Origin of the sequence: Cupriavidus nantongensis (genome assembly GCF_001598055.1) — a bacterium.
In the GTDB taxonomy this organism is placed as follows: Bacteria; Pseudomonadota; Gammaproteobacteria; order Burkholderiales; family Burkholderiaceae; genus Cupriavidus; species Cupriavidus nantongensis.
Genome location: NZ_CP014845.1, coordinates 1,681,222 through 1,704,854 on the forward strand (window position 1 = coordinate 1,681,222; position 23,633 = coordinate 1,704,854).

Below are 23,633 nucleotides of genomic sequence, written 5' to 3' on the forward strand. Positions count from 1 at the left end.
TGATTACCTCGTATTCACGTCGAACCGCCGGGCGCGGGCGCGAGTTGCGCGCGGGCTGCTCACAACATGCCGCGCTGGATGGCGAAGGCGGCAAGCTCGACGTCGTTGTCGGCGCCGACCTTGCGCATGACGCTCTGCTTCTGCGTGCTGATGGTCTTGACGGTGCGCCCGGTGCGCACCGCGATTTCGGTCACGGACAGGCCGGACAGGTAGAGCCGCAGCACTTCGCTTTCGCGGGTGGTGAGCAGTTCGGCCCAGTCGTCGTAATCGCCCAGGCCGCGGCAGCGCCGGCCCCAGATCAGGTCGCAGGCGATCTCCGAAACCGAGGCGAGATCCAGGTGCGCCATCCGCACCGCCTTCACGACCTCGTCGGAGTGGTCGCGGGCGGTCACGACATTGCGGCAGCCATCCTTGATCAGCTGCAGCACGCCGGCGCGATCCGCGATGTTGGCGATGGCGACCACGCGTTGCCGCCCCAGCGAGGCCAGCCGCCCGCCCAGGCGCGCGTAGCCGCCGGAACGCGTCTCGTGGCCTTTGCCGAGCGGGAACCGCAGCGCCACCACATCGCAACCGCCCTGACCCAGCGCCTGCACCAGGCCGCGTTCGTCCGAAACCAGGCCCGACACCTCGATGCAGGCGTTGGCCGCGAGCCGCCGACCCAACAGCCGCCGCGCCACAGGTTGCGAGTCCGCGACGATCACCCGGATTTTTTCCATGACCGCTTTACGCTCCAGCGTTGTCCCGGTCTCAGCATGGGCCATGCGCCGGGCTTTCGAAATCAGCCAAGCCTGAAATGTCCGCGGTATTTTCTGATCAGCAGCTGCCGAGGGGCTGCGCGTCGGGTGCAGGCCCGCTATAACGGCGCGGGTCAGCGCCCGGTGCAAATCGGCAGGGAAAATGTGAGAGGGAAGGAGAAACGGAAGAAGCGAAGCCTAAACCCAAATGCTCACGCGGCCGCGATTATCCCGCTCCACCCAGCAGGCCGTTGGTGCGGGCATATTCGTAAAGCTCATAATCGTTTGCCAGGCCCAGTTTTTTCATGGCAATGCTTTTTTGCGCGCTGATGGTCTTGCTGCTGCGATTGGCCTGGCGCGCAATCTCGATGACCGGCACGCCGGCCGCGCATTGGCGGATCACTTCGAGCTCACGCCGCGTCAGGATCGGGCGGCGCGACAGTTCATCGAGCCCGCCCGAGGCGAGGATGGCGCGCACCGAGGCCGGCTGGTAGCTCAGGCCGCTAAACGCGGCACGCACCGCGGGAATCAGTTCCTGGACCGGATCGGTCTTGTTGAGGATCACCGAAATGCCGACCTTCTGGATATTGCGGATCAGCGCCGGATTATCGAGCATGGTCATCACCACGATGCGCGTGGTGGGATAGCGGCGCCGCAGCATCTGCAGCATCGGCAGGCCGTCGCCAAACTGCCCGCCTGGCATGGAGTAATCGGTGACGATGACGTCGCAGTCGGTGCTTTCGAGCAACGCCACCAGTTGCGTCGAATTGGTCGCGCTGCCCACGACCTGCATGCCTACTTCGAGCGCCAGCACACGACTCATGCCGTCCAGGACGACGGGGTGGTCATCGGCAATGATTATCTTGATCATTCTTACCCCCTGATTCTTCGGCTCCGTGGCCACGCAGCGGCGTGCCGTGGAACCGAGCCGGTATTTCAGTACCGGTCATCTTTGCTGACTTGAATATTAGGAGTATTCCGAAAAACCCGAATTAAGACATTCCTTAAATAGTACTCCGCCAATCACCAGGATGGTTCCCCTGACTGCCGTCCTGGCTGTCGTTCCGGGCGCTTGCCGACGCATCGGGCTCCTCAAAGTACGCTGCAAGATACAAGGCCAGATTGTCGACATGGGCCTGCACGGCCTGCTGCGCCTGTGCCACATCCAGTTCCAGTTCCCGGCACAACGCCACGATCTCCTCGCCGTCTTCGGCCATCGCCATGGCGCCGCGCATCCGATGGGCGTGGTGGCGGATCGCCTTCCATTCCCCGCTGCGCGCGGCGGCGGACAGCGCCGCGAAATCTTCGCGCATGGTATGCGCCAGCAGCGCCAGGCTGGCGGCGCTGTCGGGGATGCGGGCCAACCCGGCTTCGTCGGCGGCCGGTGGCATCGGCCCCGGCGCATGCTCCGGCAGCACCGCCCGCAGGCACTCGGCCAGGGGGCCGAGCAGGACGGGCTTGGACAGGTAGCGGTCCATGCCGGCTTCCAGGCAGCGCTCGGCCTCGCCCTGCGCGATGCTGGCGGTCAGCCCGACGATCGGCACGGTCACGCCTTGCGCGCGCAGCCTGCGGCAAAGTTCGTTACCGTCCATGCCGGGCATGTGGACGTCGGTGAGCACCAGGTCGAACTTGCGCTGCTGCCACAGCGCCAGCGCTTCCTCGCCGCCACTCGCCAGCGTGGCGCGGCAGCCAAGGCGGCCAAGCTGCTGCTGCATCAGCAGCCGGTTGTAGGGGTGGTCGTCGACCACCAGGATTTCCAGGCCCAGCTGCGGCACGGGATCGGCTGCGGTCGCCATCGGCGGCGCGCTGGCCGGCGTCATGCCGGCGGCCAGGCATAGTGCGCGCAGGATGCCGGCCTGGTGGTAGGCGCTGACCAGCCAGCTGCCGCCGACCAGCTGCGGTTCGGCCGGGCCATCGGCACGCCCGAACACCACGCCGGCATAGCCGGGCGGAATCGCCGCGATACGTCGGGTAGCGACGAACAGCACCATGCCGGGTCCCGGCGCCGGCCCCTCGCAGGCGATCGCCTTGCACCCCGTCGCGCGCAGGGTGTCGATGGCATGGTTGCGGATCTCGTCGTCCTCGGTCAGCACGGCCACCGGCGGCAGCACCGGCTCCAGTGCCGTGCGCGGCCCTGCCTGCGGCAAGCGCAGCAAGACCCGGAACACGCTCCCCTTGCCAGGCTCGCTGTGCACGGAAACGCTGCCATCCATCAGCGCGGCCAGGCGCCGGCAGATCGACAAGCCCAGGCCCGTGCCGCCATAGCGCCTGGCGGTGGACGGGTCGGCCTGCACGAAGGGCTCGAACAGCTTCTCCTGTACCTCGGGCGCGATGCCCGGCCCGGTATCCGCCACCTCGAGCTGGATCGTGATCCTGCCGGCCGCATCGGCAGTCTCCGGGACAGCGGCCACCTCTGCCTGCGGCGCCCGGCCCAGGCGCACGATGACATGGCCTTCGGCAGTAAACTTCAGCGCATTGCCAATCAGGTTGCCGATGATCTGGCGCACGCGCACCGGGTCGCCGGCCAGGCACGGCAGGCCCGGCTCCGGATAGCACGACAGCGCAATCCCCTTTTGCAGCGCGATCGGCGCATGCGCCCGCACCGTCGACTCGAGCAGGTCGACCGGATCGAACGGCACGCTGTCCAGCTGCATCTGGCCCGCTTCCGCGCGCGAGTAGTCGAGCAGGTCGTCCAGGATCTGCAGCAGCACCTGCGACGACGACTGGATGGTCGACAGCATCTCGCGCTGGCTGTGCGCAAGGCTGGTCAGCGACAGCAGTTCCAGCGTGCCCAGCATGCCGTACAACGGCGTGCGGATCTCATGGCTCATGGTGGCCAGGAAGCGCAGCTTGGCGGCGCTGGCCTCGTCGGCAAGCTGGCGCGCGCGGGCGAGCTCGCGGTGCGCCTCGCGTTCTTCCGTGACGTCATGGATCGCGCACAGCAACACGTCCTCGCCTTCGAAGCGGGTACGGCGGCCGACCACCAGCACGTCGCGCGCGCCGCCGGCGCCCGCCGGCACCCGCACCTCGAGCCGCACCGGGGTCTCGCCGCGCCGCGCCAGGATGGCATCCAGCCAGGGCCGGCCTTGCGTGCGCGCATCGAGCGGCAGCCATTGCGCGGCCAGCGCGTTCTCGGCGCGCACATGCGCGTCGGCGGTGCGCACCACCCGCAGGCCCACCGGCGCGGCCTGCATCACGGTGCGGTTGAAGCGCTCGCTGTCCTCGATGCGTTCGGCGTTGCGCCGCATCGGCACCAGCACCCGGCGCCGGACCATGCGCGCGCCTTGCAGCACCGCGGCGATGCCGAGGCCGTAGAGCAGCAGCGCCACCCCCAGCGCCAGCCCGTGGTCGGCCAGGGCTTGCGACAGCGGGTAGGCATAGGCCGCGCGCCAGCTCTGGTCGCGCGCCATGCTGCCGATCATCAGGCTGCCTTGCTCGAACCAGTAGGCCGCGTCCTGCTCGCCGGCAGCCAGCTCGCGCGCGACCCGTTGGCCCATGGCCTGCGTGTGCAGCCAGCCAGCATCGCGGCCCTGGAACAGCAGCTTGCCGCGCTCATCGAAAAACACGGCACGATTGCCCGATACCCGCTGCGCCGCCTGGGTTGCGCCCGGCAGGCTGACATCACCCATCAACGCACGGATCGGAATCGCGGTCGCGGCGTAGCCCAGCAGCGTTCCCGTGGCGGTGCGAACCGGGAGGAAGCAGCTCAGCATCGGCTCCTGCCCGGCCAGGCCCGGATAGGGGCCGGCCCACAGCGGCGTGCCGGGCGGCGTGCCGGGCGGCGTGCCGGGAGACGTGCCGGGAGACGTGCCGGGAGACGTGCCGGGAGACGTGCCGGGAGACGTTGAGGCGCGCGCCTCGCGCGACCGGCGCGCCAGCGCCTTGGCCCAGTTGCTGACGGCATCGGCAACCAGCGGCCCGCTCAGCGACAGCGCCGCCGGCAGCGCGGGGGTCAGCAGCGCCTCGCTGCCGTCCGCCATCAGAAACACCGAGCGCACGCCTTGCGGCGCCGTGCCCCAGTACGCGCGCTCGAACATGGCAAAGCGGATGATGTGCGACACCGCCGCGGACCGGTCCGCGCCCGGCACCGGCGCGCCGCGCATCAGCGTCGCGGGATTGATCAGACCGGGCAGGTCGACCGCGCGCGCACTGCCCGCGGGCACCGCCATCAGCGCCGCTTCCAGCTGGGTCGCGGGCCGGTCGCTGCGCACCAGCCGGTACTCGGGCCCGGTGATCTCGGCCATGCGCCGGATAAAGTACTCGTGGGTGGCCTTGGCCGCCATCACCGCGCCAAAGTGCTGGCGCGCGGCCCACGCCTGTTCCCATACGAGGCGCTGGAACCTGCTGTGCAGAAACAAGGCGAGGCAGCCGCTGATGACCACGATCAGCAAGGCGGCAACCACGGCGAGAAGGCGACCGGGGAACTGCCTGTTTGCGCGAGACAGCCAATTGGGCATTGGCGAAGCTCCTTCTCAGCAACCTGCCCGGCGCTGCGCGGTAACGCTGTTCGGGAACCGGGCGTCGACCGGCGCCCGACGGCCGGCGATCTGCCCATGGATTATGCATCAACATCCCGGCTGTCCCAGTCACGCCGCCGTGTCGCGACGGCTGGCACCATGGACGAGGTCGTGGTCGCGGGTCAGCGCGCCGCCGCTGCCACGCACGCCGCGTCGAGCACCGCCAGCGGGTTGGCCGGGCGCGCCGATTCCGGCGGCAGCGCATAACGCAGCGCGCACGAGGATTTCGCATCGCTGCCCCACTTCACCAGCAGTTCGCCGCTGTCCTGCTTCAGCCCGCGCACGATGATGCGCCCGCCCTGTCCCACGGTGCCGGCCGCCTGGCCCTGCGCGTCGGTGACTTCGGCCCCGAACGGCAGCGGCGCCCCATCCGGGCCCATCACCCGCAGGATCGCGGCGCGCCCCGGGTTCTCGGTCTCGAACTTCATCTTCACGATGGCACCGGCGGTGGGTGCCGTGTTCTGCTGCGTGGTCTTCAGCGCCACGCTGATCGGCAGCCCCTTGGGATCGATCTCGACCTGGTTGGTCGAGAACGGCGTCAGGCTCGGCACGATGGCGTGGCCCCACGGATCCACGCGCAGCCCGCTGCCATTGGTCACGCGCGCGCCGGCGGCGTCCGCGGCCTCGATGATGGCCATGGTATCGCCCGGCATCGGCGTGAACGCCACGCCGCCGGCATAGGCGACGATGCCGCCGCTGATGCCAAGACCGGCCTGCGAGTAGTTGCGGCCCTTGCTGGCGCTGGCGGTGACGGTGGCAAAGGGCGACACATAGCCGATGTTGGCGCCGACGGTGGCGGTGTCGGCGCTGTTGCCGCCGCCGCTGTAGCCGGCGTTGATGCCGTAAGTGAAGGCGTTGTCGTCGCCGAGCGTGCCGGTCACCGATTCCTGCAGCGAAGTGCCGCCGCTGGTGTCGTGCGACAGGCTGGTCATCGAGTACGGCGCGTGCTGGCCGGTGCCGAGCGGGATGCCTACCGTCAGCATCACCCGGTTATCCCATTTGCCGGCGTTGATATTGAACTGGCGCGACGCCGAGATCCCGTAGTTGATGCGCTTGTAGCTGTTGTTGTAGCCGGCCTGGAACTGGGTGTCGCTGCCGCTGCGGTTCCAGTAGTTTTGCGTGGAGCCGGTCAGGTAGAACGAGCCGTAGCCCTGCGGCAGCATCTGGTTGATGGTCACCTGCAGCCGGCCACGCTGGATCCCGCCCATGAACATGCCCGCGGCCATGCCGCGCTGTTCCAGGTCGCGCAGCGCCATGGCATCGGCCATGCTGAGATAGCCGCTGCTGGAGTAGCGGTACGCGGCCAGCGTCAGGTTGGTGTTGGTCGGCGCCACCAGCTTGCTGTACGACAGCCGCACGCTCTGGCCGTCGCGGCTGCCCGCGTCCTGCAGCGTGGTCCAGGCTTGCGTGATATCGGCGCCGAAGGCGCCCAGGTCCGTGTTCAGCGCGCCGCCGCCCATCACCGCGGTGTAGTCCTGCGCCACGATAAAGCCGCCGTAGCCGGTCACCATATTGTTGATGCCGTGCTGGACCGTGGCCTGCATCATCATCGGCCGGCTGTTGAGCGACACATTACGGTACTGCCCGACGGTAAGGCTGTAGCGCGTGATGCCCGGGCGCAGCGCGTTGACGGCCGCGGCAAAGGGCAGGCGCGAGGTGCGCACGCTGCCGTCGGCTTCGGTGATCACCAGTTCCAGGTCGCCCCCGTATCCGGTCGGATACAGGTCGGTGATCTCGAACGCGCCGGGCGCGACCGTGGTTTCGTAGATGATGCTGCCGCTCTGGCGCACCTGCACCCGGGCATTGCTGTTGGCAATGCCGCGCACCACCGGCGCATAGCCGCGTTGCGATTCAGGATACATGCGGTCGTCGCTGGCGATCTGCACGCCGCGAAACCCGAAGCTGTCGAACAGCGCGCCGTCGGTATAGGCCTCGCCGATCACCAGCTGGCTGCGGATCGGTGCCAGCGAGCGCTGCAGGCTGGTCTGCACGCTCTGGTAGCGGCTGCCCCCGAAATCGCCATGGGTCAGGTTGCCGACATGGCGGAAGCGCCAGCCGCCGAAGTTGAAGCCGGCATTCAGCCCGACGTAGCTCTGCGTGGTCGAAAATCCGGCCGCATCCGAGTGGTAGACGTTGGCGTTGTACTGCAGCCGCGCCGCGGTCACGCCCTCGTCCCAGTACTTGGGATCGACATAGCCGCGCGCCGTGCGCGACATGGCGATCTGCGGCACCGACACGTCCAGGCGCTGCTCGCCGTTGTCGAAGCTGGCGGTGGCATCGGGCACCAGCTCCGGCAGTGCCACGTAGCCCGCCACCAGCTTAGCCGAGGCCTCGGGCGAGAGTTTCGACAGGTCGATGCCGATGCGCTCGATCCCGGCGCGGTCGAAGCAGGGCTGCACATTGCGGGCGTCATCGCCGACCTGGCGCAGCGTTGCCTCGGCCCGTCCCAGCCAGACATCGTTCACATAGAGTTCTGCGCGATAGGTGCCCGGCAAGGCCACGTTGCCCTTGTTGAAGCGGCTCACGTCGATGCGGACCCCGCCCGGCTGCTGCAGGAAGGTGTCGTTGAACTCGACTTCGGCGAGCATGGTCGAGGCGCCGGCACTGCCCGGCGCACCCCACGCATTCACACTGGCAAACAAGGACAACACCACCGCGCTGGCCGGACGCAGCCGCGACGGGAACGACGAGGTCTTCTGGGTTTTCATGGTTTATGCCGGATAACTGGCACTGCGCTGGCAAGACTTGCCCCTGCCGCCTGCGCGGCATCGTCAATCGAAGGCATTCAGCCTGGGAGATCGCCGGGCGCGGCCCGGCGCGAGGTCAGCGTGAAGCGGCCTGGGCGGTGCCGCTGTCGAGCGCGGCTTCGCCGCGGGCGGCACCGCCGTAATCGTTGATGGTGTTGAAGCGGACCCTGGCGTCGGGGCCTTGCGGCACCTCGCCGGTCAGCGGAAAGCTCCTGGTTTCGCCCGGACCGATCATGCCGCCGTCTTCAAAGCGGGCGGTCCTGCCGCCGCCGACCAGTTCGATCTTTGAAAAGGAAACGTGATACGCGCTCGGGTTGCTGCCTTCCAGCGCAGGCTTGCCGTCGGCCTGGACCAGGCGCCAGCGGATCATGGCCGGCGCTTCCTCGGCCCTGCCCTTCAGGCCGGCGGGACGGAAGAACAGCTTGATGCGCGAGCGAAACGCCAGTTGCAGCTTGTTGGTATCGGCCTGGTCCGCGCCCGGCTTGGGCGGGATCTCGAGCACGTTGAGCCAGAACACGGATTCGCGGTTCTGCGCCAGCGGCTCGCCGGTGTAGAGGATGCGGAGCGTCTGGCCCTTGCCCGGGTCGATGCGCGACACCGGCGGCGTCACGGTGAACGGCACCTCGATGGCTGCGGGCGCGGCCTTGGCATCGCCCTTGTCGATCCATGCCTGCGTCAATGCAGGAACCTTGCCTTCGTTGGTCAGCTTGATGGTGGTCTCGCTCTCCTGCGCGCGATAGATGACCCGCGTACCGGCGATGACCACGGAGGCCTGCGCTTGCACTGCATTCAGGAGTCCCAGCGCAACAACGCCGGCGTAAATCAGGGACTTGATCGTCATGTTCTTGCTGGCAGCGGTCGCCAGCTCGGGTGAACCGGCAGCCGGATCGGCCGCCAAATTGATTTACCGGCGCGACGTCAGCTAGTGCAAGGCGCGGAGCGCGCCGGTATCACGCTCCGCGCCTGGGGCACGAGGCTTACTCGTAGGCGATGGAGTACATCACGCTGGAGTTGGCGGCACCAGGAGTGGCCTTGCCGGTAGCGTAGTACTGCGCGTAGTACCACAGCGTGGCCGCGCCGTTGGAAATGGGAACAGATTTCGAGTTCTGCGCCGAATCGGTGAAGCCGGCCTTGATCGCGGTGTTGGCGGTGCCGCCGTTCAGCAGCCGGATCTGCACGTTCTCTGCGCCGCCCGCCTCCAGGATCAGGTTGCCGGTGGTGGCATCGGTGGTCGGGCCTGCCTCGAAGAACGTATGCACGCTACCGCTGTCCGGCGTGCAGTCGGTCAGCTCGATGTAGAAGGGCGTCTGTCCGGCTGTGTTGCCGGGCGCGTTCAGGGTCGAGGTCGAGACCGTCGGCAACTGTACAGCAAAGCTGGCTTCGCCGGGGCCTTTGCCGTTGCCGTTGATCTTGCAGGACTGGCCGATGACATTGCCATTGAAAGTAATGGTGCCATCGACGGCATGCGCAGACTGCACGCCCATGGTGGTACCGGCGACGATCAGAGCGGCGAGAAGCTTGTTTTTGGTCATGATGGGGTGATTCAGAGGTTGGTAGGTCAATGGCTTGCGGATCCGGCGGATCCCGCCTGCCCCGTGCCGCGTGCAACTGCCGATCAGCTTGTGCAGTTCCGGCCGCCCCGGGGACAAGGTGGAATATAGGGATGGGGCTTAATGCCACCAATCAGGCAAGCCTTAGATCTTGTTCGGAATTTTCCCTTTGACATGCCAGCATCACGCCATGATGCGTTGACACCACCGGCAGCCCCGTTGCAGGGCCGCCGCTGCGCGCGTCAGGCCTGGCGCGGCAGGCGCACCGATACCGCCAGCCCGCGCGGCTGCGCGTTGCGGGCCGATACCGTGCCGCCATGCGCCGCGATGCCCGCATGCGCGATGCTGAGCCCGAGCCCGGCGCCGGCCGGATGGCCCGGGCCGCTGCGCACGCGATAGAACGGCTCGAACAGGCTCGCCAGCGCTTCGGCCGGCACGCCGGGGCCGCCGTCGACGATATCGAGGCGGATCTCGTGCGCGTCGGCCCGCAGCGTCACGCTGACCGGCGCCGCCGGGTCGGTGTAGCGGATGGCGTTGCGCAGGATGTTCTCGATGGCGCTGCCCAGCGCCGCGGCATCGGCGTCGAAGACCAGTTCTTCGGGCGTGCTCCAGTGGATCGCCACGCCGCGGGCCGCGGCCTCGAAGCGGGCATCGGCGACGATCACGTCGACCAGTCCGGCAAGGTCGATGGGGCTGCGCACCGGCGTCATCGCATGCAGTCGCGCCAGTTGCAGCGTGCGCTCGACCAGGGCATCGAGCCGCCCGGTCTCGCGCTCGATGCGGTCAAGCTGCAGCGCTAGCGTGGCATCGCGGCGGCGCGCCAGCTCCAGCGACAGGCGCAACCGCCCCAGCGGCGAGCGCAGCTCATGCGCAATATTGCGCAGCAACTGCTCGCGCCAGTCCACCAGGCGCTGCAGCCGATCGGCCATGGCATCGAAATCGCGCGCCAGCTGGCCAAGCTCGTCGGCGCGGCGGGCCAGCACCGGTGGCGTGCGCGTGGCCAGCTGCCCTTCGGCGAGCGCCTGCGTGGCTTCGCGCAGGCGCCGCACCGGGCCGGTCACGTGCCGCGTCAGGGCCCAGCACAGCGGCGCCGACACCGCCAGCGCGAACAGGCCCAGCGCCAGCGCCACCGGCGACAGGTGCAGCACCTCCCAGCGCGACGAGTCGAACGGCAGGAACAGCAGCAGCACCTCGCCGCCGTCCGGCAGCGCGATCGGTTGCGGGTCCCACCACGACACGCGCGCGCCGGGCCGCGGCACATGCGCGGCCGCATGGCCGATCATGCCCGCGCCCCACATCGGCACGATGCGGTCGGCCAGATGGTTGCGCAGCCGCGCCGGCAACTGCCGGCCCAGCATGTCGTTCAGCGCATGGTCGACGATATAGACATCCAGCGCCGACGCGTACGAATCCATCGCCCGCAGCCAGCGCCGCAGTCCGGGGCGCCCCTGGGTCCGCGCCACCTCGACCGCGTCTTCGGTGAGCGCGGCGGGGCTCAGGCCGTCGAGCGCCGCGAAGCGGTACCAGGCCACCGCCGCCGTCAGCGCCATGCCGATGCCGACGATCGCGGCCATGCCCAGCCAGAACGCCAGGAAGTTGCGCCAGAACAGCGGCAGCGGAAACAGCGCGCGCACGCGGCGCCAGCCGTTCACGGCGCCTGCACCAGCAGGTAGCCCTGGCCGCGCAGGTTGCGGATCCGCAGCGGCGAGGCCGTGCCGTCCAGCGCCAGCTTGCGGCGCAGCGCGCTGACGTGGGTGTCGAGGCTGCGGTCGTAGCGCTCGGGAGCGCGTCCCAGCGCGAAGCGCCCGATCTCTTCCCGCGTGACCACGCGGCCCGCCGAACGCATCAGGATTTCCAGTACGCGCTGTTCCGCGCCGGTCAGCGTGGCCTGCGCCGGTCCGTGCATGGCTTCGCCGGAGGCCAGGTTCAGGCGCAGCGCGCCGGCCTCCAGCCACGGGCTGGCGCCGGTGGCCGGCGTGGCGCACTGGAACCGGCGCAGCACCGCGTGCATGCGTGCGCGCAGTTCGCGCGGGCTGAAGGGCTTGCTCAGGTAGTCGTCGGCACCGAGTTCCAGCCCGAGCACGCGGTCGGTCTCGTCGCCATGCGCGGTAAACATGATCACCGGGCGCTGCGAGCGCGCGCGGTGCAGCCGCAGCAGCTCCAGGCCGTTGCCGTCGGGCAGCATCAGGTCGAGCAGCGCGACGTCGTAGTCGTTGCGGGCCAGCAGGGTCTCGCCCTGCTCGCGGGTGTGCGCCAGCGTGACGGTGCAGTGGTCGGGCTCCAGGTATTCGCGCAGCATCTGCGCCAGTTCCAGGTCGTCGTCGATCAGCAGCACGCGCGCGGGCGGCGTGTGAGAGCACATCAGCATGCAGCTTGCCGGGGCCCTGGCGGGCAAGGAGCGGGCCGCCGGCCTCCGGTTCCGTCAAGAAACGTCAAGAAAACAAAAGCTTTCCAAAGTGACTGGTTAGCAATTTGCATCCCCGATTCTAATATGAGAATGATTGTTATTTGCATACAGCGGGGAAAATAATGAAGGACAGGCAGGCCGCCGGAAGCGGGTGGGCATTGAAGGCGGCAGCACGGGCAGTGGTTGGGACGGCAGCAACGGGGGGCACGCCGAGGGGTCAATGGGTGACCGGCCTGGCGGCAATATGCGCGGCCTCGGGCATGACCGGGGCGTGGGCCCAGGCGCAGGACCCCAAGACGGAAGCCACCCTCGCCACCGTGGTGGTGACCGCGGCGGGCAGTGCGCAGGATATCCGCGATGCACCCGCGTCGATCAGCGTGGTCACGCGCTCGGAACTGGAAAACAAGGCTTACCGCGACATCAACGACGCGCTGGTCGAAGTGCCGGGCGTGATCGTCAGCGGCGGCGGCGACCGCACCGATATCAGCCTGCGCGGCATGGGCGCCAAGTACACCCAGGTGCTGATCGACGGCAAGCGCCAGAGTTCGCGCGAGACCCGCACCAATTCCGACTCGTCCGGCGTCGAAAGCAGCTGGACCCCGCCGCTGGCCGCGATCGAGCGGATCGAGGTGGTGCGCGGCCCGATGTCGTCGCTGTATGGGTCCGATGCCATGGGCGGCGTGGTCAACATCATCACGCGCAAGGTGCCGAAGCAATGGACCGGCGAGCTGCGCGGCGATGCCACGCTGCAGCAGCACAGCGACTCGGGCAACCAGTACCAGGGCAACTTCTACCTGGCCGGGCCGCTCAAGAGCGACCTGCTCGGGCTGCAGCTGTACGGCCAGAGCACGCACCGCATCGAGGACGAGATCGACCACGGCTTCCGCGGCCGCCGCGCCGAGAGCCTGACCGCCAAGCTGGCGCTGACGCCCACGCGCCAGCACGACATCGTGTTCGAAGCCACCGGCATGCGCCAGCAACGCAGCGAGACCCTGGGCAAGACCGTGCCGCCGCTGCCGCCGGGCACGCCGTGCCCGCGCACCGGCTGCCCCGCGTCGTCCGAGACCGACTACCGCAGCGAGAAATACGCGTTGTCGCACACCGGCCGCTGGGGCTTCGGCGTCTCCGACAGCTATATCCAGCAGGAGGAGTTCGACAACCGCAGCCGGCAGATGAAGATCAAGAACCTGGATGCGCGCACCAGCTGGGCCATGCCGCTGGGCAACCACATGCTGTCGGTCGGCGCCGAATACCTGAACCAGCGCCTGAACGACCAGACCGGCAACCAGATCGCGGGCGGCCCGAACCGGGTCGAGCGCTACCAGTGGGCGCTGTTTGCCGAGGACGAATGGCGCCTCGCAAAGAGCTTTGCGCTGACCGGCGGCGTGCGCATGGACCATGACCAGAACTTCGGCCAGCACTACAGCCCGCGCCTGTACGGCGTCTGGCACGCGGCCGAGCGCTGGACCGTCAAGGGCGGCGTGTCCACCGGCTTCCGCGCGCCGGACCTGCGCCAGACCGTGGCCGGCTGGGGCCAGACCAGCCGCGGCGGCAATATGTACGGCAATCCGGACCTGAAGCCCGAGACCATGGTGTCGCAGGAGCTGGGCCTGCTCTACGACAAGGGCAACGGCCTGCAGGCCGGCGTGACGCTGTTCAACAATGACTTCAAGGACAAGATCACGCGCGTGGCCTGCCCGCCCACGCAATGCACCGACGGGCCCAACAAGTTCGGCGCCGCCCCGACCACGTACATGAACGTCGACCGCGCCTACTCGCGCGGCGTCGAAGCCAGCCTGCGCTGGCCCATCGCGCAGGCGTGGTCGCTGACCGGCAGCTATACCTACACCCGCTCGGAACAGAAGTCCGGGCAGTACCAGGGCCAGCCGCTGAACCAGTTGCCGATGCACCTGCTGGTGGCCACGCTGAACTGGCGCCCGTCGGAAAAGATCAACGCCTGGGCCCGCGTCAACTATCGCGGCAAGGAAAGCCAGCCCATCACCGGGCCATCTTCCAGCACCGTGGTGGCGCGGTCATACACCTTCGTCGACCTGGGCGCGACCTATGCGCTGACCAGGAACGTGTCGGTGTTCGCCGGCATCTATAACCTGTTCGACAAGCAGGTGAACTACACCGACTACGGCTATGTCGAGGACGGCCGACGCTACTGGATGAGCGTGGCGGTCAAGTTTTGAATGATGGGGTTTTGAGGTTTGGGGCACGGTACCCTCACCTCGAAGCCCCCACATCATCCGCGCGGCACGTTGCCGGCACCTCGCCGTAGCGTGCCATCATCGCCCCGGCCACCGCATTGGTCCACCCAAACCCGTCCTGCAGCGGATACTCGCCGCCGCCGCCGCCCTGTGCAGCGCCTTCGATACGCCGGATGCGGTATTTCTCGACCAACTTGCATTCGTGGGTGTACAGGCTGGCCACTGTGGCCAGCCAGCGTTGCGCGATCTCGCGCGCCAGGGCCTCGTGCCCATAGCGCTCCAGGCCGCATACCGCCAGCCACTGCAGCGGCGCCCAGCCATTGGGCTGGTCCCATTGCTGGCCCGAGGTGCACTCCGTGGTGGCCAGGCCGCCGTCGACCAGCAGCCGCTCCTGCACCGCCTGCGCCACCGCTTGCGCCTGCGCCGCACTGGCCAGGCCGAGATAGAGCGGCATCACGGTGGCCGCGGTCAGGTACCGGCGCGGTGCGCCACGGCACCAGTCGTAGTCGACGAAGACGCCCGCGGCGCCGTCCCACAGGTATTGCAGGATCGCCGCCTCGCGCCGCTGCGCCGCGGCGCGATAAACCTCCGACGCGGCATCGCCGGCCTGCTCGCACAGCGCGGCGAGCCGCGTTTCCAGGTGCCACAGCAGCGCATTGAGGTCGACCGGCAGCATCGCCGTGGTGCGGATGGTGGCCAGGTCGGCGGGCTGGCCGGCGCGCGGGTCCGGTGCATCGAGCCAGCGCGAGCTGAAGTCCCAGCCCGACTCCGCTGCGGCGCGCAGGTCGCGGAACACCATATGGTGCGGGCGGCCACTGCGCAGCGCGGTCTCCATGTCTTCCAGGAAGGCCTCCTCGCGCGGCCATGGGCGATCGTCCCAGTAGCGGTTGAGCAGCGCGCCGTCGGGCAGGCACACCACGCGGCGGTGCGCGTGGCCGGGGCACAGGCGCTCGGCGCCGTCCATCCAGAAGGCATATTCGCGGCGCAGCTGCGGCAGGAAATCGAGCGCGCTGGCCAGTTGCTCGCGCTCAAGCAGGTCCACCATCAGCGCGAACACCGGCGGCTGCGAGCGGCTCAGGTAGTAGTTGCGGGTGCCGTTCGGCACCAGGCCGTAGGTGTCGATCAGGTAGGCGAAATTCCGCGTCATCTCCACCATCAGGTCGCCGAGCCCGCTGCGGGCCAGCCCCTGCATGGTGAAGTAGGAATCCCAGTAATAGAGTTCACCGAAGCGCCCGCCCGGCACCACGTAGCGGTGCGGCAGCGGCAACAGCGACGACAGCGGCGGATGGGCCACGGGCGCGCGCGTCAGCACCGGCCACAGGCTGTCGATATGCTCGCGCAGGGTGCTGTCGGGATCGGACACGTAGTGGCTGTCCGGCACCGTGGCGCGCGTGAAATACGCCTGCACGAAATCCGCCAGCGAGAAGCCGGGCGTGACGCGCGCCTCGCGATAGCGCGCCACGATCAGGTCGGGGTCGCAGTTGGGAATGCAGTCCGGGAAGGTCTTGCTGTCGGCGAACAGGCCGCTGTGCTGGACGTCGACGAACAGCTCGCAATAGCGCGCCGCGGGCGACAGCATGTCGGCGCAGGCGCAGCCCGGCAGCGTGTGCGGCGGCGGGCAGTCGCGGTGCGTGATCAAGTGCGGCTGCGCCGCCCTGTGGATCTTGCCGGGCGCCGCGGCCGGGCCGGCCACGGCGCCAGCCCCGTCGGGCGTGGCCGGGGCGCTGCGCGGCACCGTGCTGCCGCTTGCGGCGGCGGGCGACGGCGGCACCGCGGATTCGGTATCAGGCTTGCCGGTCGGCCGCATGGACGCCTCCTTGTACCGGCCGCGGCCGGCTCCGATGTTTAGAAATAGGAGCCGCGCCGCGCATCGTAAGTTTCGCCGCCGGGCCGCAAAGCGGCGCATGTGCCACGCCGGGACCAGCCCATGCGTGCTACACCTCCTTCTCGCCGTGCTGCACCGGGATCGCCGGCGCGGCCTCGCGCACGCCCAGCTGCATGAAGATCCAGGCCGACGCGCAGGTGATCAGCCCCATGCAGATAAAGGTGGCATGGAAGGCCGGCAGCACCGCGGCGGGATCCCCGCCAAAACGGTGCTGGAACGTCGCCAGCAACGCTCCCGCCGCCGTCACCGCCAGGCTCATCGACAGCATCTGTACCATCGACAGCATGCTGTTGCCGCTGCTGGCGCCGGCGCCGCTCAGATCCTTCAGCGTGACCGTGTTCATCGCCGTGAACTGGATCGAATTGACCATGCCGAACAACGCCAGCAGCGGCACCAGCAGCCACAGCGGCAGCTGCGGCGTGATCAGCGCAAAGGCCGCCATCACCACGCCTACCACGAAGGTGTTCGACACCAGCACGCGCCGGTAGCCATGGCGCTGGATCAGCCGCGTGGCAAGCCGCTTGGACGCCATGCCGGCGGCGGTGACCGGCAGCATCATCAGGCCGGCGTCGAGCGGCGCATAGCCCAGGCTGACCTGCAGCGTCAGCGGGATCAGGAACGGCATCGAGCCGTTGCCGATGCGCGCGAACAGGTTGCCCAGCAGCCCGACGCTGAAGCTGTGGATGCGGAACAGCCGCAACGGGAACAGTGGCTGCTTGCGGCGGTTGGCATGCAGCCCGTAGGCGGTCAGCGCGGCCATGCTGGCGATCAGCAGCATCAATACGGTGGCGTGCTGGAAGCCCAGCCCGGCCAGCCCGTCGAGCGAGAACGACAGCGCCAGCATGGCGGTGGCCAGCAGCAGGTAGCCGGCGATGTCGAAGCGGCCGACGCCGGCCAGTCGCGCATTGGGCATGTAGCGCACGGTGGCGAGCGCGCCCAGCACGCCGACCGGCACGTTGATCAGGAAGATCCAGTGCCACGACAGCGCCTGCGTCAGCCAGCCCCCCAGCGTGGGGCCGATCAGCGGGCCGATCATGCCGGGGATGGCGACGAAGCTCAGCGCCTGCAGGTACTGCTCGCGCGGGAAGGTGCGCAGCACCGAGAGCCGCCCCACCGGCAGCAGCATCGCGCCGCCCACGCCCTGCACCACGCGCGCGCCGATCAGGAAGTTCAGCGTCGGCGCATAGGCGCACAGCAATGAGCCGGCCACGAACAGCGCGATCGCGGTCTGGAAGATGGTGCGGGTGCCGAAGCGGTCGGCCAGCCAGCCCGAGGCCGGGATGATCACCGCCATCGTCAGCGAGTAGGCGATCACCACCGACTGCATCCGCAGCGGGCTCTCGCCCAGGCTGTGCGCCATCGACGGCAGCGCGGTGTTGACGATGGTCGAGTCCAGCGTCTGCATGAAGAAGCCGACTGCCACCACCCACAGCATGATGCGGCGGGTGCGGTCGTCGGGCGCGGGCGAGGTCATGGTGCGGCTCCGGGTCCGGCCGGCGCCACGGTGACCCGCGCGCCGGCCAAAGCTAGCACCTTAAAGGGCAACGACCGCCGAGGCAATCGGCGCCAGGCTTACAGCGCGGCTCGCAGCCCGATGAAGAAGCGCCGGCCCGGTGCCGGCTCGAAGTAGCGCCCGTTGGCCTCGTTGACGATGACCGAGCCGAGGTAGCGCCGGTCGGCCAGGTTGTCGATGCGGCCGAACAGGTAGAAGCGCGTCGGGCCGATGCGGAAGGCATAGCCGGCGCGCAGGTTGATCACGGCATAGCCCGGCGCCGCCTGCGTGTTGAGGTCGTCGGCATAGACCCGGCTGTCGACACGCAGCTCGGCCCCCAGCGTCAGCGGCGCGAGCGGCCGCCACGACAGCTCGGCGGCCAGGCTGTGGCGCGCGGTGCCGGGCAGGCGGTTGCCGGCCGCCACCGCCTGCCCCTGCGCATTGATAAAGCCATCACCGAAGTACGCATCGAGCCAGGTATAGGCCAGCCCCGCCTCGATCCGGCTGCCGCCGCCCTGGCCCGGCGTGCCGACCTGGTGGAGAAAGCCCCCGCGCCAGCCCAGCTCCAGGCCGCGCCGGCGCACGCCGCTGACGTTCTGGTAGACGGTGCGCCCGGCGTTGTTCGATTGCGGCACCACCTCGTCATGGCTGTCGGCATCGAACAGCGCCGCTTCCAGGCGCTGTCCCGACCCTTGCCACTTGATGCCGATCTCGCCCTGGCGGCTGGTCGATGCCTGCAAACCCAGGTTGCTGCCAACGCCACCGGGGCCGTAGGCGACCTCGGTCAGCGTCGGGGTCTCGAAGCCGCGGCCGAGGTTGGCGTAGACGTTGAGCGAATCCAGCGCATGCCAGACCACGCCGAGCACCGGGCTGACGTTGCTGTAGCTGGCGTGGCCGCTGTCGTCGGGGCTGGCCGCGGTGATGAAATGGTCGTCGATGCCCAGCCGCACCCGGCTCACGCGCGCGCCGCCCACCAGTTGCCAGGCCGGATGGAAGCTCCAGTCGAACTGCGCGAAGGCGCCGAGGTCGGTCGCGGTATTGGTCTCGTCGCGGCGCAGCGCCCCCTGCGTGCCGTTCTGGTTCACGTAGCCGTTGCGGCCATCGCGCATGCCGTTGGCTTCGAGTCCGGCGCTCCACAGCAAGGGCAGACCCGCAGCCGTGGTGGTGCGCCGGCTCCACGACAGCGCCGCACCGCCGAAGGTGCGGTCGAGGTCGACGATGCCGCCGGACGACGTCGGCGCGGCGCCGCTGAAGCCCAGCCGCTGGTACAGGTTGCGCGTGCCGCCGTACAGCCGTGCCGACAGGCTGTCGGTGCCGCTGAGCTGGTGGTCCACCACCACCCCTGCCTGGGCCTGTTCGACGGTCTTGCCGGTATCGAACTGCGTGGCCGCGGCCACCGCCTGGCGCGGGTTGGCATCGGCCTGCGCGCGGGTCAGGCCAAGCGGGTCCTGCGCCAGCGGCTGGTTGAAGTAATTGAACTGGCCGGTCACGCGCGTGCCGCTGGCCGGCTGCGCCACCACCCTGGCATTGAGCTGGTAGCGGCGTGCCGCGCTGTGCTCGCGATAGCCGTCGGTCTGGTAGGTCCACGCATCGAGCGAGCCGCCGAGCCGCTCATTGCCGCCGGCCAGCGCCACGCCGGCCTGCCACTGGCCGTCGGAACCGAAGCCAGTCGAAGCGCGCCCGGTGAACCCGTCCTTGGGCGGATCGGGAGTAAACACCTGCACCACCCCGCCCGAGGCATTGCCATACAGCTGCGCGAACGGGCCGCGCAGCACCTCGACCCGGCTGGCATTGGCGAGATCCGCCGTCGACGCCTGGCCCTGCCCATCCGGCATGGTGGCGGGAATGCCGTCGACATACAGCCGCACGCCGCGCACGCCGAAGGTCGAGCGCGTGCCGAAGCCGCGCACCGCCAGCTGCAGGTCCTGCGAATAGTTCTGCCGGTCGCGCACCGCCACGCCGGGCACGCCGGCCAGCACCTCCGACAGGTTCACCAGCGGCGTGGCGCTGCGCAGCGGGTCGACCGGCACGCTGTCGACCGCGGCGGGCGCGTCGAAGCGGCGCTGCTCGCTGCGCGTGGCGCTGACCACCACGTCCGGCAGGGTCTCGCCGGTGGCCGCGGCAACGGCCGTGCCGGGCGCGTCGGCCGCCCGCGCGGCGGCGCTGGCCAGCAGCATCGCCGCGCACGCCAGCGTCGAAAGGGTCGGGAAACGATGAAGGGAGCGGCGCTGCTGCCGCATCGCCGGGATCTGCCTGCCGCCTGGGTTCATGGGAATCGGAAGCGGTTGGGGGCGCGAAGTCGGGCAGCGCCGGGGCGTGGGTGGATATGGCGCAACTTTATCCCGGCCGTGGCGCGATGGCTACGCGCCAAGGCGCGGGGAAAACCCGTGGACCGGCGCCGGGGACACTACGCATCCAACATTCAGAAAATTTCAACAACTTATTTCGGAACCGCCCCAGCTGGTGCCGCTTCGCGCCCCTACACTTCCTCCACCAGCCGCTGCAGCCCGCAAACTTCCACCCAGGCAATGCAGCATAACGATATTCAGATTTTCGAAATCAAAAGGATCGAAATCATGACCACCGCCTCCACCCGCGTTGCCATCGTCTACCACAGCGGCTACGGCCACACCGCGCGCCAGGCCCAGGCCGTCGCGCGCGGCGCCGGCAGCGTCGCGGGTGCCGAAAGCCTGCTGATCCCGGTCGAGGACATCGACCAGCACTGGGATACGCTGGAACAGGTCGACGCCATCATCTTCGGCGCGCCGACCTACATGGGCAGCGCCTCGGCCCAGTTCAAGGGCTTTATGGACGCGACCTCGCGCAATGTGTTCGCCAAGGGCGGCAAGTGGGCCAACAAGGTCGCCGCCGGCTTTACCAACGCGGCCTCGCGCTCCGGCGACAAGCTGGCGACGCTGCAGCAGATCGCGATCTTCGCGGCGCAGCACGGCATGCACTGGGTCAACCTGGGCCTGACTTCGGGCCACAACAATTCCAGGTCGACCGAGGATACGCTGAACCGCCACGGCTTCTTCCTCGGCGCGGCCGCGCAGTCGGATGCGGATGTCAGCGCCGAGGTCGCGCCGCCGCCCGCCGACCTGCGCACCGCCGAACACCTGGGTGCGCGCGTGGCCGAAGTCGCGCAGCAGCTGGTCGCGGGGCGGCAGGCGCTGGCGGCGCTGAAGGAAGCGGCCTGAGGCCGCGTAAGGGCCGTGTCACGGCCGGGCCAGCCGGGCCCGGCACCGCCACAGCAGGCCCAGCAGCACCGCGGCCAGTGCCAGTTGCTGCAGCCCGGCGCGCCACACCGCATGCCAGCGGGGGTTGTCCACCCAGGCGAAGCGCGGCGCGTTGGCGTAGTCGTGCAGCGCCACGCCGTGATAGCTCATGATGCGCGGCACGAAGAACGCGCGCCATTCGGCTTCGTAGCGGTTCACCTGCGCCATGAAGCGGGCGTAGCGCGGGGCGTCGTGCCCCGCCAGCCGGTCGGCCGCGAGCAGCAGTGACAGCGGCGGCGACAGCCAGGCCCAGCGTTCCGCACGCTCGAAGCGCTGCGCGCGCACGCGCTCGAATTCGGCCGCGATCGGCTCGATGCGCGCGGCCTGGTCGAGATAGCGCGGCATGAATGACACCGGCCAGCTGTGCTGGCGCGGCGCGGCCGGCGCCCATTGCGGATTGGCGCGGTACCACGCCCGCACCAGGTCCGCCGCGGCAGCTTCGGCCTCCTGCTGGGCGGCGCGCACCTGCACGATCGCAGCCAGCCGCGACGGCATCGGCGCCATGCGGTCGGTCGCCGCCGCGATTACGGCCGGTGCGCCGAAGGTGATCACCGCCCACAGGCCCAGGCCGGCCAGCACGGCCGTGGCGGCGGAACCCGGCAGCAGGTTCAGCCATGCGCTCGCCGCACTCCAGAACAACACGAACGCGCTCAGGCAGAACACCCACGCGCCGAAGGCGCGCAGCGTCGCCGCCGGATCCAGCAGGAACGCCAGCAGCGAAGCCAGCACCGCCACCGCCCACACCGCACCCGCCCGCACCGCCATCCCGGCAAGCAGCAGGCGCCAGCCGGCCGCGCCCTGCGCCAGCGACATTCGCCACGTGCCGTGCTCGCGCTCGCCCTGGACCATGCCCGCGCACAGGCACACCAGCAGCAGCGGCACCAGCAGCGCCAGTGCCGTCGCCAGGTCCGCCATGCCGTAGCGCTGCAGCAGCGGATTGCCCAGCTTCTCCTCGTTGCGGGCGTCGGTATGGCGGCTTTCCACGGTGACGCGGATGGCCGGCGGCAGCAGCTCTAGCATGCCGCTGGCCAGCGCGCGGCCGCCGGCGGCGGGCAGCAGCGCCGCAGGCGCGTGCGCGCGGGCAAAACGGAACGCCGCCATCGCGGCCTGGTCCCCCGCGGCCGGCAACGGCTGCGCGCCGGCCTGGCGCAACGCTGCCTGCGCGCCGGCTTCCAGCTGCTGGAACTTGCCATGCCAGGCGCGCGCGCCCAGCCCCGATGCCACCGCGCAGGCGCACATCACGGCAGCGCACAGCAGCAGCGCCCAGCGGGCGCCACGCGCGCCCCACAGGGCGCGCCATTGGGCCGCCAGCAGGCGCCCGGTCGGTCTGATCTGGTTCATGGCCGCATCCTCCGCAGGCAACCGTAAAGCCCGGCCAGCGCCACCGCACACCACCACAGCAGGCAGGCGATCTCGGGCCATGCCGCGCGCAGCGCGAAGCCCGCCGGGGGCATGGTGTAGTCAAAGGGCCGGATCGCGCGCCACAGCGACGCGCCCGCATACTTGTCGTCGAACGAGGTCAGGCCGCGCGTATGGCTGGCATCCCAGCTATCGATGGCGGTATTGACGGTCTGCCGATAGCGTTCCGCGGCGGCCTCGTAGTGGCGCTGGTGCGCCAGGTCGGTGCCGGCCATCTTCATCGCAAAGTTGCGCATCGCCAGCGTCGGGCTCAGCAGCGCGGCCGCGCGCATCACGTTCTCCTGCGCCGCGTAGCGCTGCCACAGCGCATCGAAATGCAGGGCGTGGACGCGGTCGGCATAGGCGTCGCGATGCAGCCGGCGCAGCGGCGCCGCCCCCACCGGCAAGTCTGCCAGGCGCGTCACGCCGTAGCGCGCCAGCAGCGCCGCGTCATGGCGCGCGGTGCGTGCCTCCAGGTTGCCGTCGCCCGGCAGCCCCTCCAGGTAGTCGTGCTGGATCCCGGCCCAGAACGCTTGCGCCGATGGCAGCGGCACCGCATGCCGTGCCAGCGCCGCGCCCGCGCCGGGGATGACGAAGACAAAGGCCAGCCACAGCCCGGCCAGCGCCAGCAACGCGCTCCGGCCGTCGGCCATCCACGCCGACACCGCCAGCCCCAGGCCCGCCAGGACCGCCGTGTAGAGCAGGTAGCCGGCGCCGAGGCCGGCGGCGCGCCACCACACCCCGGCATCGAGCGTACCCTGCGCATGGCTGGCCACCACCGGCGCCAGCGCCAGCACGACCGAAAATCCGGCGAAGCCCGCGGCCAGCGCCAGGAACTTGCCCGCCAGCAGGCTCTTCGGCGCCATGCCGGCGCCATGCAGCATGCGCAGCGTGCCGCGCTGGCGCTCGCCGCTGACGGCATCGAAGCTGACCGCCAGCACCAGCAGCGGCAACAGCGCAGCGAACACGAAGCCGGCGCTCAGGTCGCCAAAGCGCGCCGCGGGCAGCGCGTCCTGCGCCGGCTCGAAGCGCGCGAGATTGCGCCGGTGCGGCTCCAGCCACAGCGCCTGGCCGAAGTAATCGCCCAGTCCGGGCTCGATCGCCGCCAGCGCCGAGGCCGGCCGGAACGCATACAGGCCAAAGTGCGCGCCGCGATGCGGATGCTTGTCGCCCTGGTCGTCCCACTGCTGGCGCGTCGCCGCGGCCGCCTGCGCCATCTCGCCGGCGACCGTGGCATGCCGCTGCAGCGACACCAGCACGGCGATCGCCAGCACCACGGCACCGATGCCCAGCAGCGCCACGGCCCGCCCTTCCCTGACCATCGCCTTGAGTTCCTTGCGCAGCACGGCTCCGATCCTGATGCGGCTCCCGCTGCGCGTGCATGCGCCAGGTAGGCCGCGGTCAGCGCCTGGTGG

The 23,633-nt window shown here is 69.5% G+C and carries 15 protein-coding genes; 2 read left to right on the plus strand and 13 right to left on the minus strand.

All coding sequences use genetic code 11. The annotated features are described in order from the left end of the window. Window positions 1-59 precede the first annotated feature (59 nt). From A2G96_RS28525 to A2G96_RS28560, 8 genes are all read right to left on the minus strand, one after another. Window positions 60-761 (minus strand): response regulator transcription factor, encoded by a 702-nt coding sequence (locus A2G96_RS28525; RefSeq protein WP_231909681.1) that lies wholly within the window; start codon window positions 759-761, stop codon window positions 60-62. A gap of 199 nt (window positions 762-960) precedes the next feature. Then, a complete protein-coding gene (locus tag A2G96_RS28530) occupies window positions 961-1,605 on the minus strand; it encodes a response regulator (RefSeq protein WP_062803507.1) in 645 nt (214 codons plus the stop codon). Window positions 1,606-1,738: 133 nt separating this feature from the next. Beyond that, window positions 1,739-5,191 (minus strand): ATP-binding protein, encoded by a 3,453-nt coding sequence (locus tag A2G96_RS28535; RefSeq protein WP_062803508.1) that lies wholly within the window; start codon window positions 5,189-5,191, stop codon window positions 1,739-1,741. Between the two features lie 182 nt (window positions 5,192-5,373). Then, window positions 5,374-7,959: a fimbria/pilus outer membrane usher protein gene (locus A2G96_RS28540; RefSeq protein ID WP_062803509.1), complete on the minus strand. Its 2,586-nt coding sequence runs from the start codon at window positions 7,957-7,959 to the stop codon at window positions 5,374-5,376. 115 nt (window positions 7,960-8,074) lie between these two features. Further along, window positions 8,075-8,839 (minus strand): fimbria/pilus periplasmic chaperone, encoded by a 765-nt coding sequence (locus A2G96_RS28545; RefSeq protein WP_062804179.1) that lies wholly within the window; start codon window positions 8,837-8,839, stop codon window positions 8,075-8,077. A 136-nt stretch (window positions 8,840-8,975) separates the two neighbouring features. Next, window positions 8,976-9,530, minus strand: coding sequence for a fimbrial protein (locus A2G96_RS28550; RefSeq protein WP_062803510.1), 555 nt, complete (start codon window positions 9,528-9,530; stop codon window positions 8,976-8,978). A 260-nt stretch (window positions 9,531-9,790) separates the two neighbouring features. Then, on the minus strand, window positions 9,791-11,200 hold the full coding sequence (locus A2G96_RS28555) for a sensor histidine kinase (protein ID WP_062803511.1): 1,410 nt from the start codon (window positions 11,198-11,200) through the stop codon (window positions 9,791-9,793). Then, window positions 11,197-11,916, minus strand: coding sequence for a response regulator transcription factor (locus A2G96_RS28560; protein ID WP_062803512.1), 720 nt, complete (start codon window positions 11,914-11,916; stop codon window positions 11,197-11,199). Before A2G96_RS28560 ends, A2G96_RS28555 begins: the two co-directional genes overlap by 4 nt. Before the next feature lie 263 nt (window positions 11,917-12,179). Here A2G96_RS28560 and A2G96_RS28565 point away from each other — a divergent pair, with 263 nt between their 5' ends. Beyond that, window positions 12,180-14,150 carry a ligand-gated channel protein gene (locus A2G96_RS28565; protein WP_082819133.1) on the plus strand — a complete coding sequence of 657 codons (1,971 nt, stop codon included), beginning with the start codon at window positions 12,180-12,182 and terminating at the stop codon, window positions 14,148-14,150. 34 nt (window positions 14,151-14,184) lie between these two features. On the opposite strand, the gene treF is transcribed toward A2G96_RS28565, so the two are convergent. From treF to A2G96_RS28580, 3 genes are all read right to left on the minus strand, one after another. Then, window positions 14,185-15,975 carry an alpha,alpha-trehalase TreF gene (treF, locus tag A2G96_RS28570; protein WP_062803514.1) on the minus strand — a complete coding sequence of 597 codons (1,791 nt, stop codon included), beginning with the start codon at window positions 15,973-15,975 and terminating at the stop codon, window positions 14,185-14,187. Between the two features lie 127 nt (window positions 15,976-16,102). After that, window positions 16,103-17,527, minus strand: coding sequence for a multidrug transporter subunit MdtD (gene mdtD, locus A2G96_RS28575; RefSeq protein WP_062803515.1), 1,425 nt, complete (start codon window positions 17,525-17,527; stop codon window positions 16,103-16,105). Window positions 17,528-17,625: 98 nt separating this feature from the next. Continuing rightward, on the minus strand, window positions 17,626-19,815 hold the full coding sequence (locus A2G96_RS28580; RefSeq protein WP_062803516.1) for a TonB-dependent receptor family protein: 2,190 nt from the start codon (window positions 19,813-19,815) through the stop codon (window positions 17,626-17,628). Window positions 19,816-20,121: 306 nt separating this feature from the next. Here A2G96_RS28580 and A2G96_RS34335 point away from each other — a divergent pair, with 306 nt between their 5' ends. Next, window positions 20,122-20,742 carry a flavodoxin family protein gene (locus A2G96_RS34335; protein ID WP_062804180.1) on the plus strand — a complete coding sequence of 207 codons (621 nt, stop codon included), beginning with the start codon at window positions 20,122-20,124 and terminating at the stop codon, window positions 20,740-20,742. An 18-nt stretch (window positions 20,743-20,760) separates the two neighbouring features. Here the strand turns inward: A2G96_RS34335 and A2G96_RS28590 are convergent, their stop codons facing one another. Continuing rightward, the gene (locus tag A2G96_RS28590) at window positions 20,761-22,161 is read right to left on the minus strand and encodes a DUF3526 domain-containing protein (RefSeq protein ID WP_062803517.1); all 1,401 of its coding nucleotides are present in this window, start codon (window positions 22,159-22,161) and stop codon (window positions 20,761-20,763) included. Next, complete coding sequence (locus tag A2G96_RS28595) at window positions 22,158-23,564, minus strand: ABC transporter permease (RefSeq protein WP_167354404.1); 1,407 nt, start codon at window positions 23,562-23,564, stop codon at window positions 22,158-22,160. Before A2G96_RS28595 ends, A2G96_RS28590 begins: the two co-directional genes overlap by 4 nt. Between the last annotated feature and the right edge of the window lie 69 nt (window positions 23,565-23,633).

Bases quoted from the DNA above. Each gene is read 5' to 3' on its own strand.
- A2G96_RS28525 (WP_231909681.1), bottom strand. From the start codon at position 761: ATGGCCCATGCTGAGACCGGGACAACGCTGGAGCGTAAAGCGGTCATG.
- A2G96_RS28530 (WP_062803507.1), bottom strand. From the start codon at position 1,605: ATGATCAAGATAATCATTGCCGATGACCACCCCGTCGTCCTGGACGGC.
- A2G96_RS28535 (WP_062803508.1), bottom strand. From the start codon at position 5,191: ATGCCCAATTGGCTGTCTCGCGCAAACAGGCAGTTCCCCGGTCGCCTT.
- A2G96_RS28540 (WP_062803509.1), bottom strand. From the start codon at position 7,959: ATGAAAACCCAGAAGACCTCGTCGTTCCCGTCGCGGCTGCGTCCGGCC.
- A2G96_RS28545 (WP_062804179.1), bottom strand. From the start codon at position 8,839: ATGACGATCAAGTCCCTGATTTACGCCGGCGTTGTTGCGCTGGGACTC.
- A2G96_RS28550 (WP_062803510.1), bottom strand. From the start codon at position 9,530: ATGACCAAAAACAAGCTTCTCGCCGCTCTGATCGTCGCCGGTACCACC.
- A2G96_RS28560 (WP_062803512.1), bottom strand. From the start codon at position 11,916: ATGCTGATGTGCTCTCACACGCCGCCCGCGCGCGTGCTGCTGATCGAC.
- treF (WP_062803514.1), bottom strand. From the start codon at position 15,975: ATGCGGCCGACCGGCAAGCCTGATACCGAATCCGCGGTGCCGCCGTCG.
- mdtD (WP_062803515.1), bottom strand. From the start codon at position 17,527: ATGACCTCGCCCGCGCCCGACGACCGCACCCGCCGCATCATGCTGTGG.
- A2G96_RS28580 (WP_062803516.1), bottom strand. From the start codon at position 19,815: ATGAACCCAGGCGGCAGGCAGATCCCGGCGATGCGGCAGCAGCGCCGC.
- A2G96_RS34335 (WP_062804180.1), top strand. From the start codon at position 20,122: ATGACCACCGCCTCCACCCGCGTTGCCATCGTCTACCACAGCGGCTAC.
- A2G96_RS28590 (WP_062803517.1), bottom strand. From the start codon at position 22,161: ATGAACCAGATCAGACCGACCGGGCGCCTGCTGGCGGCCCAATGGCGC.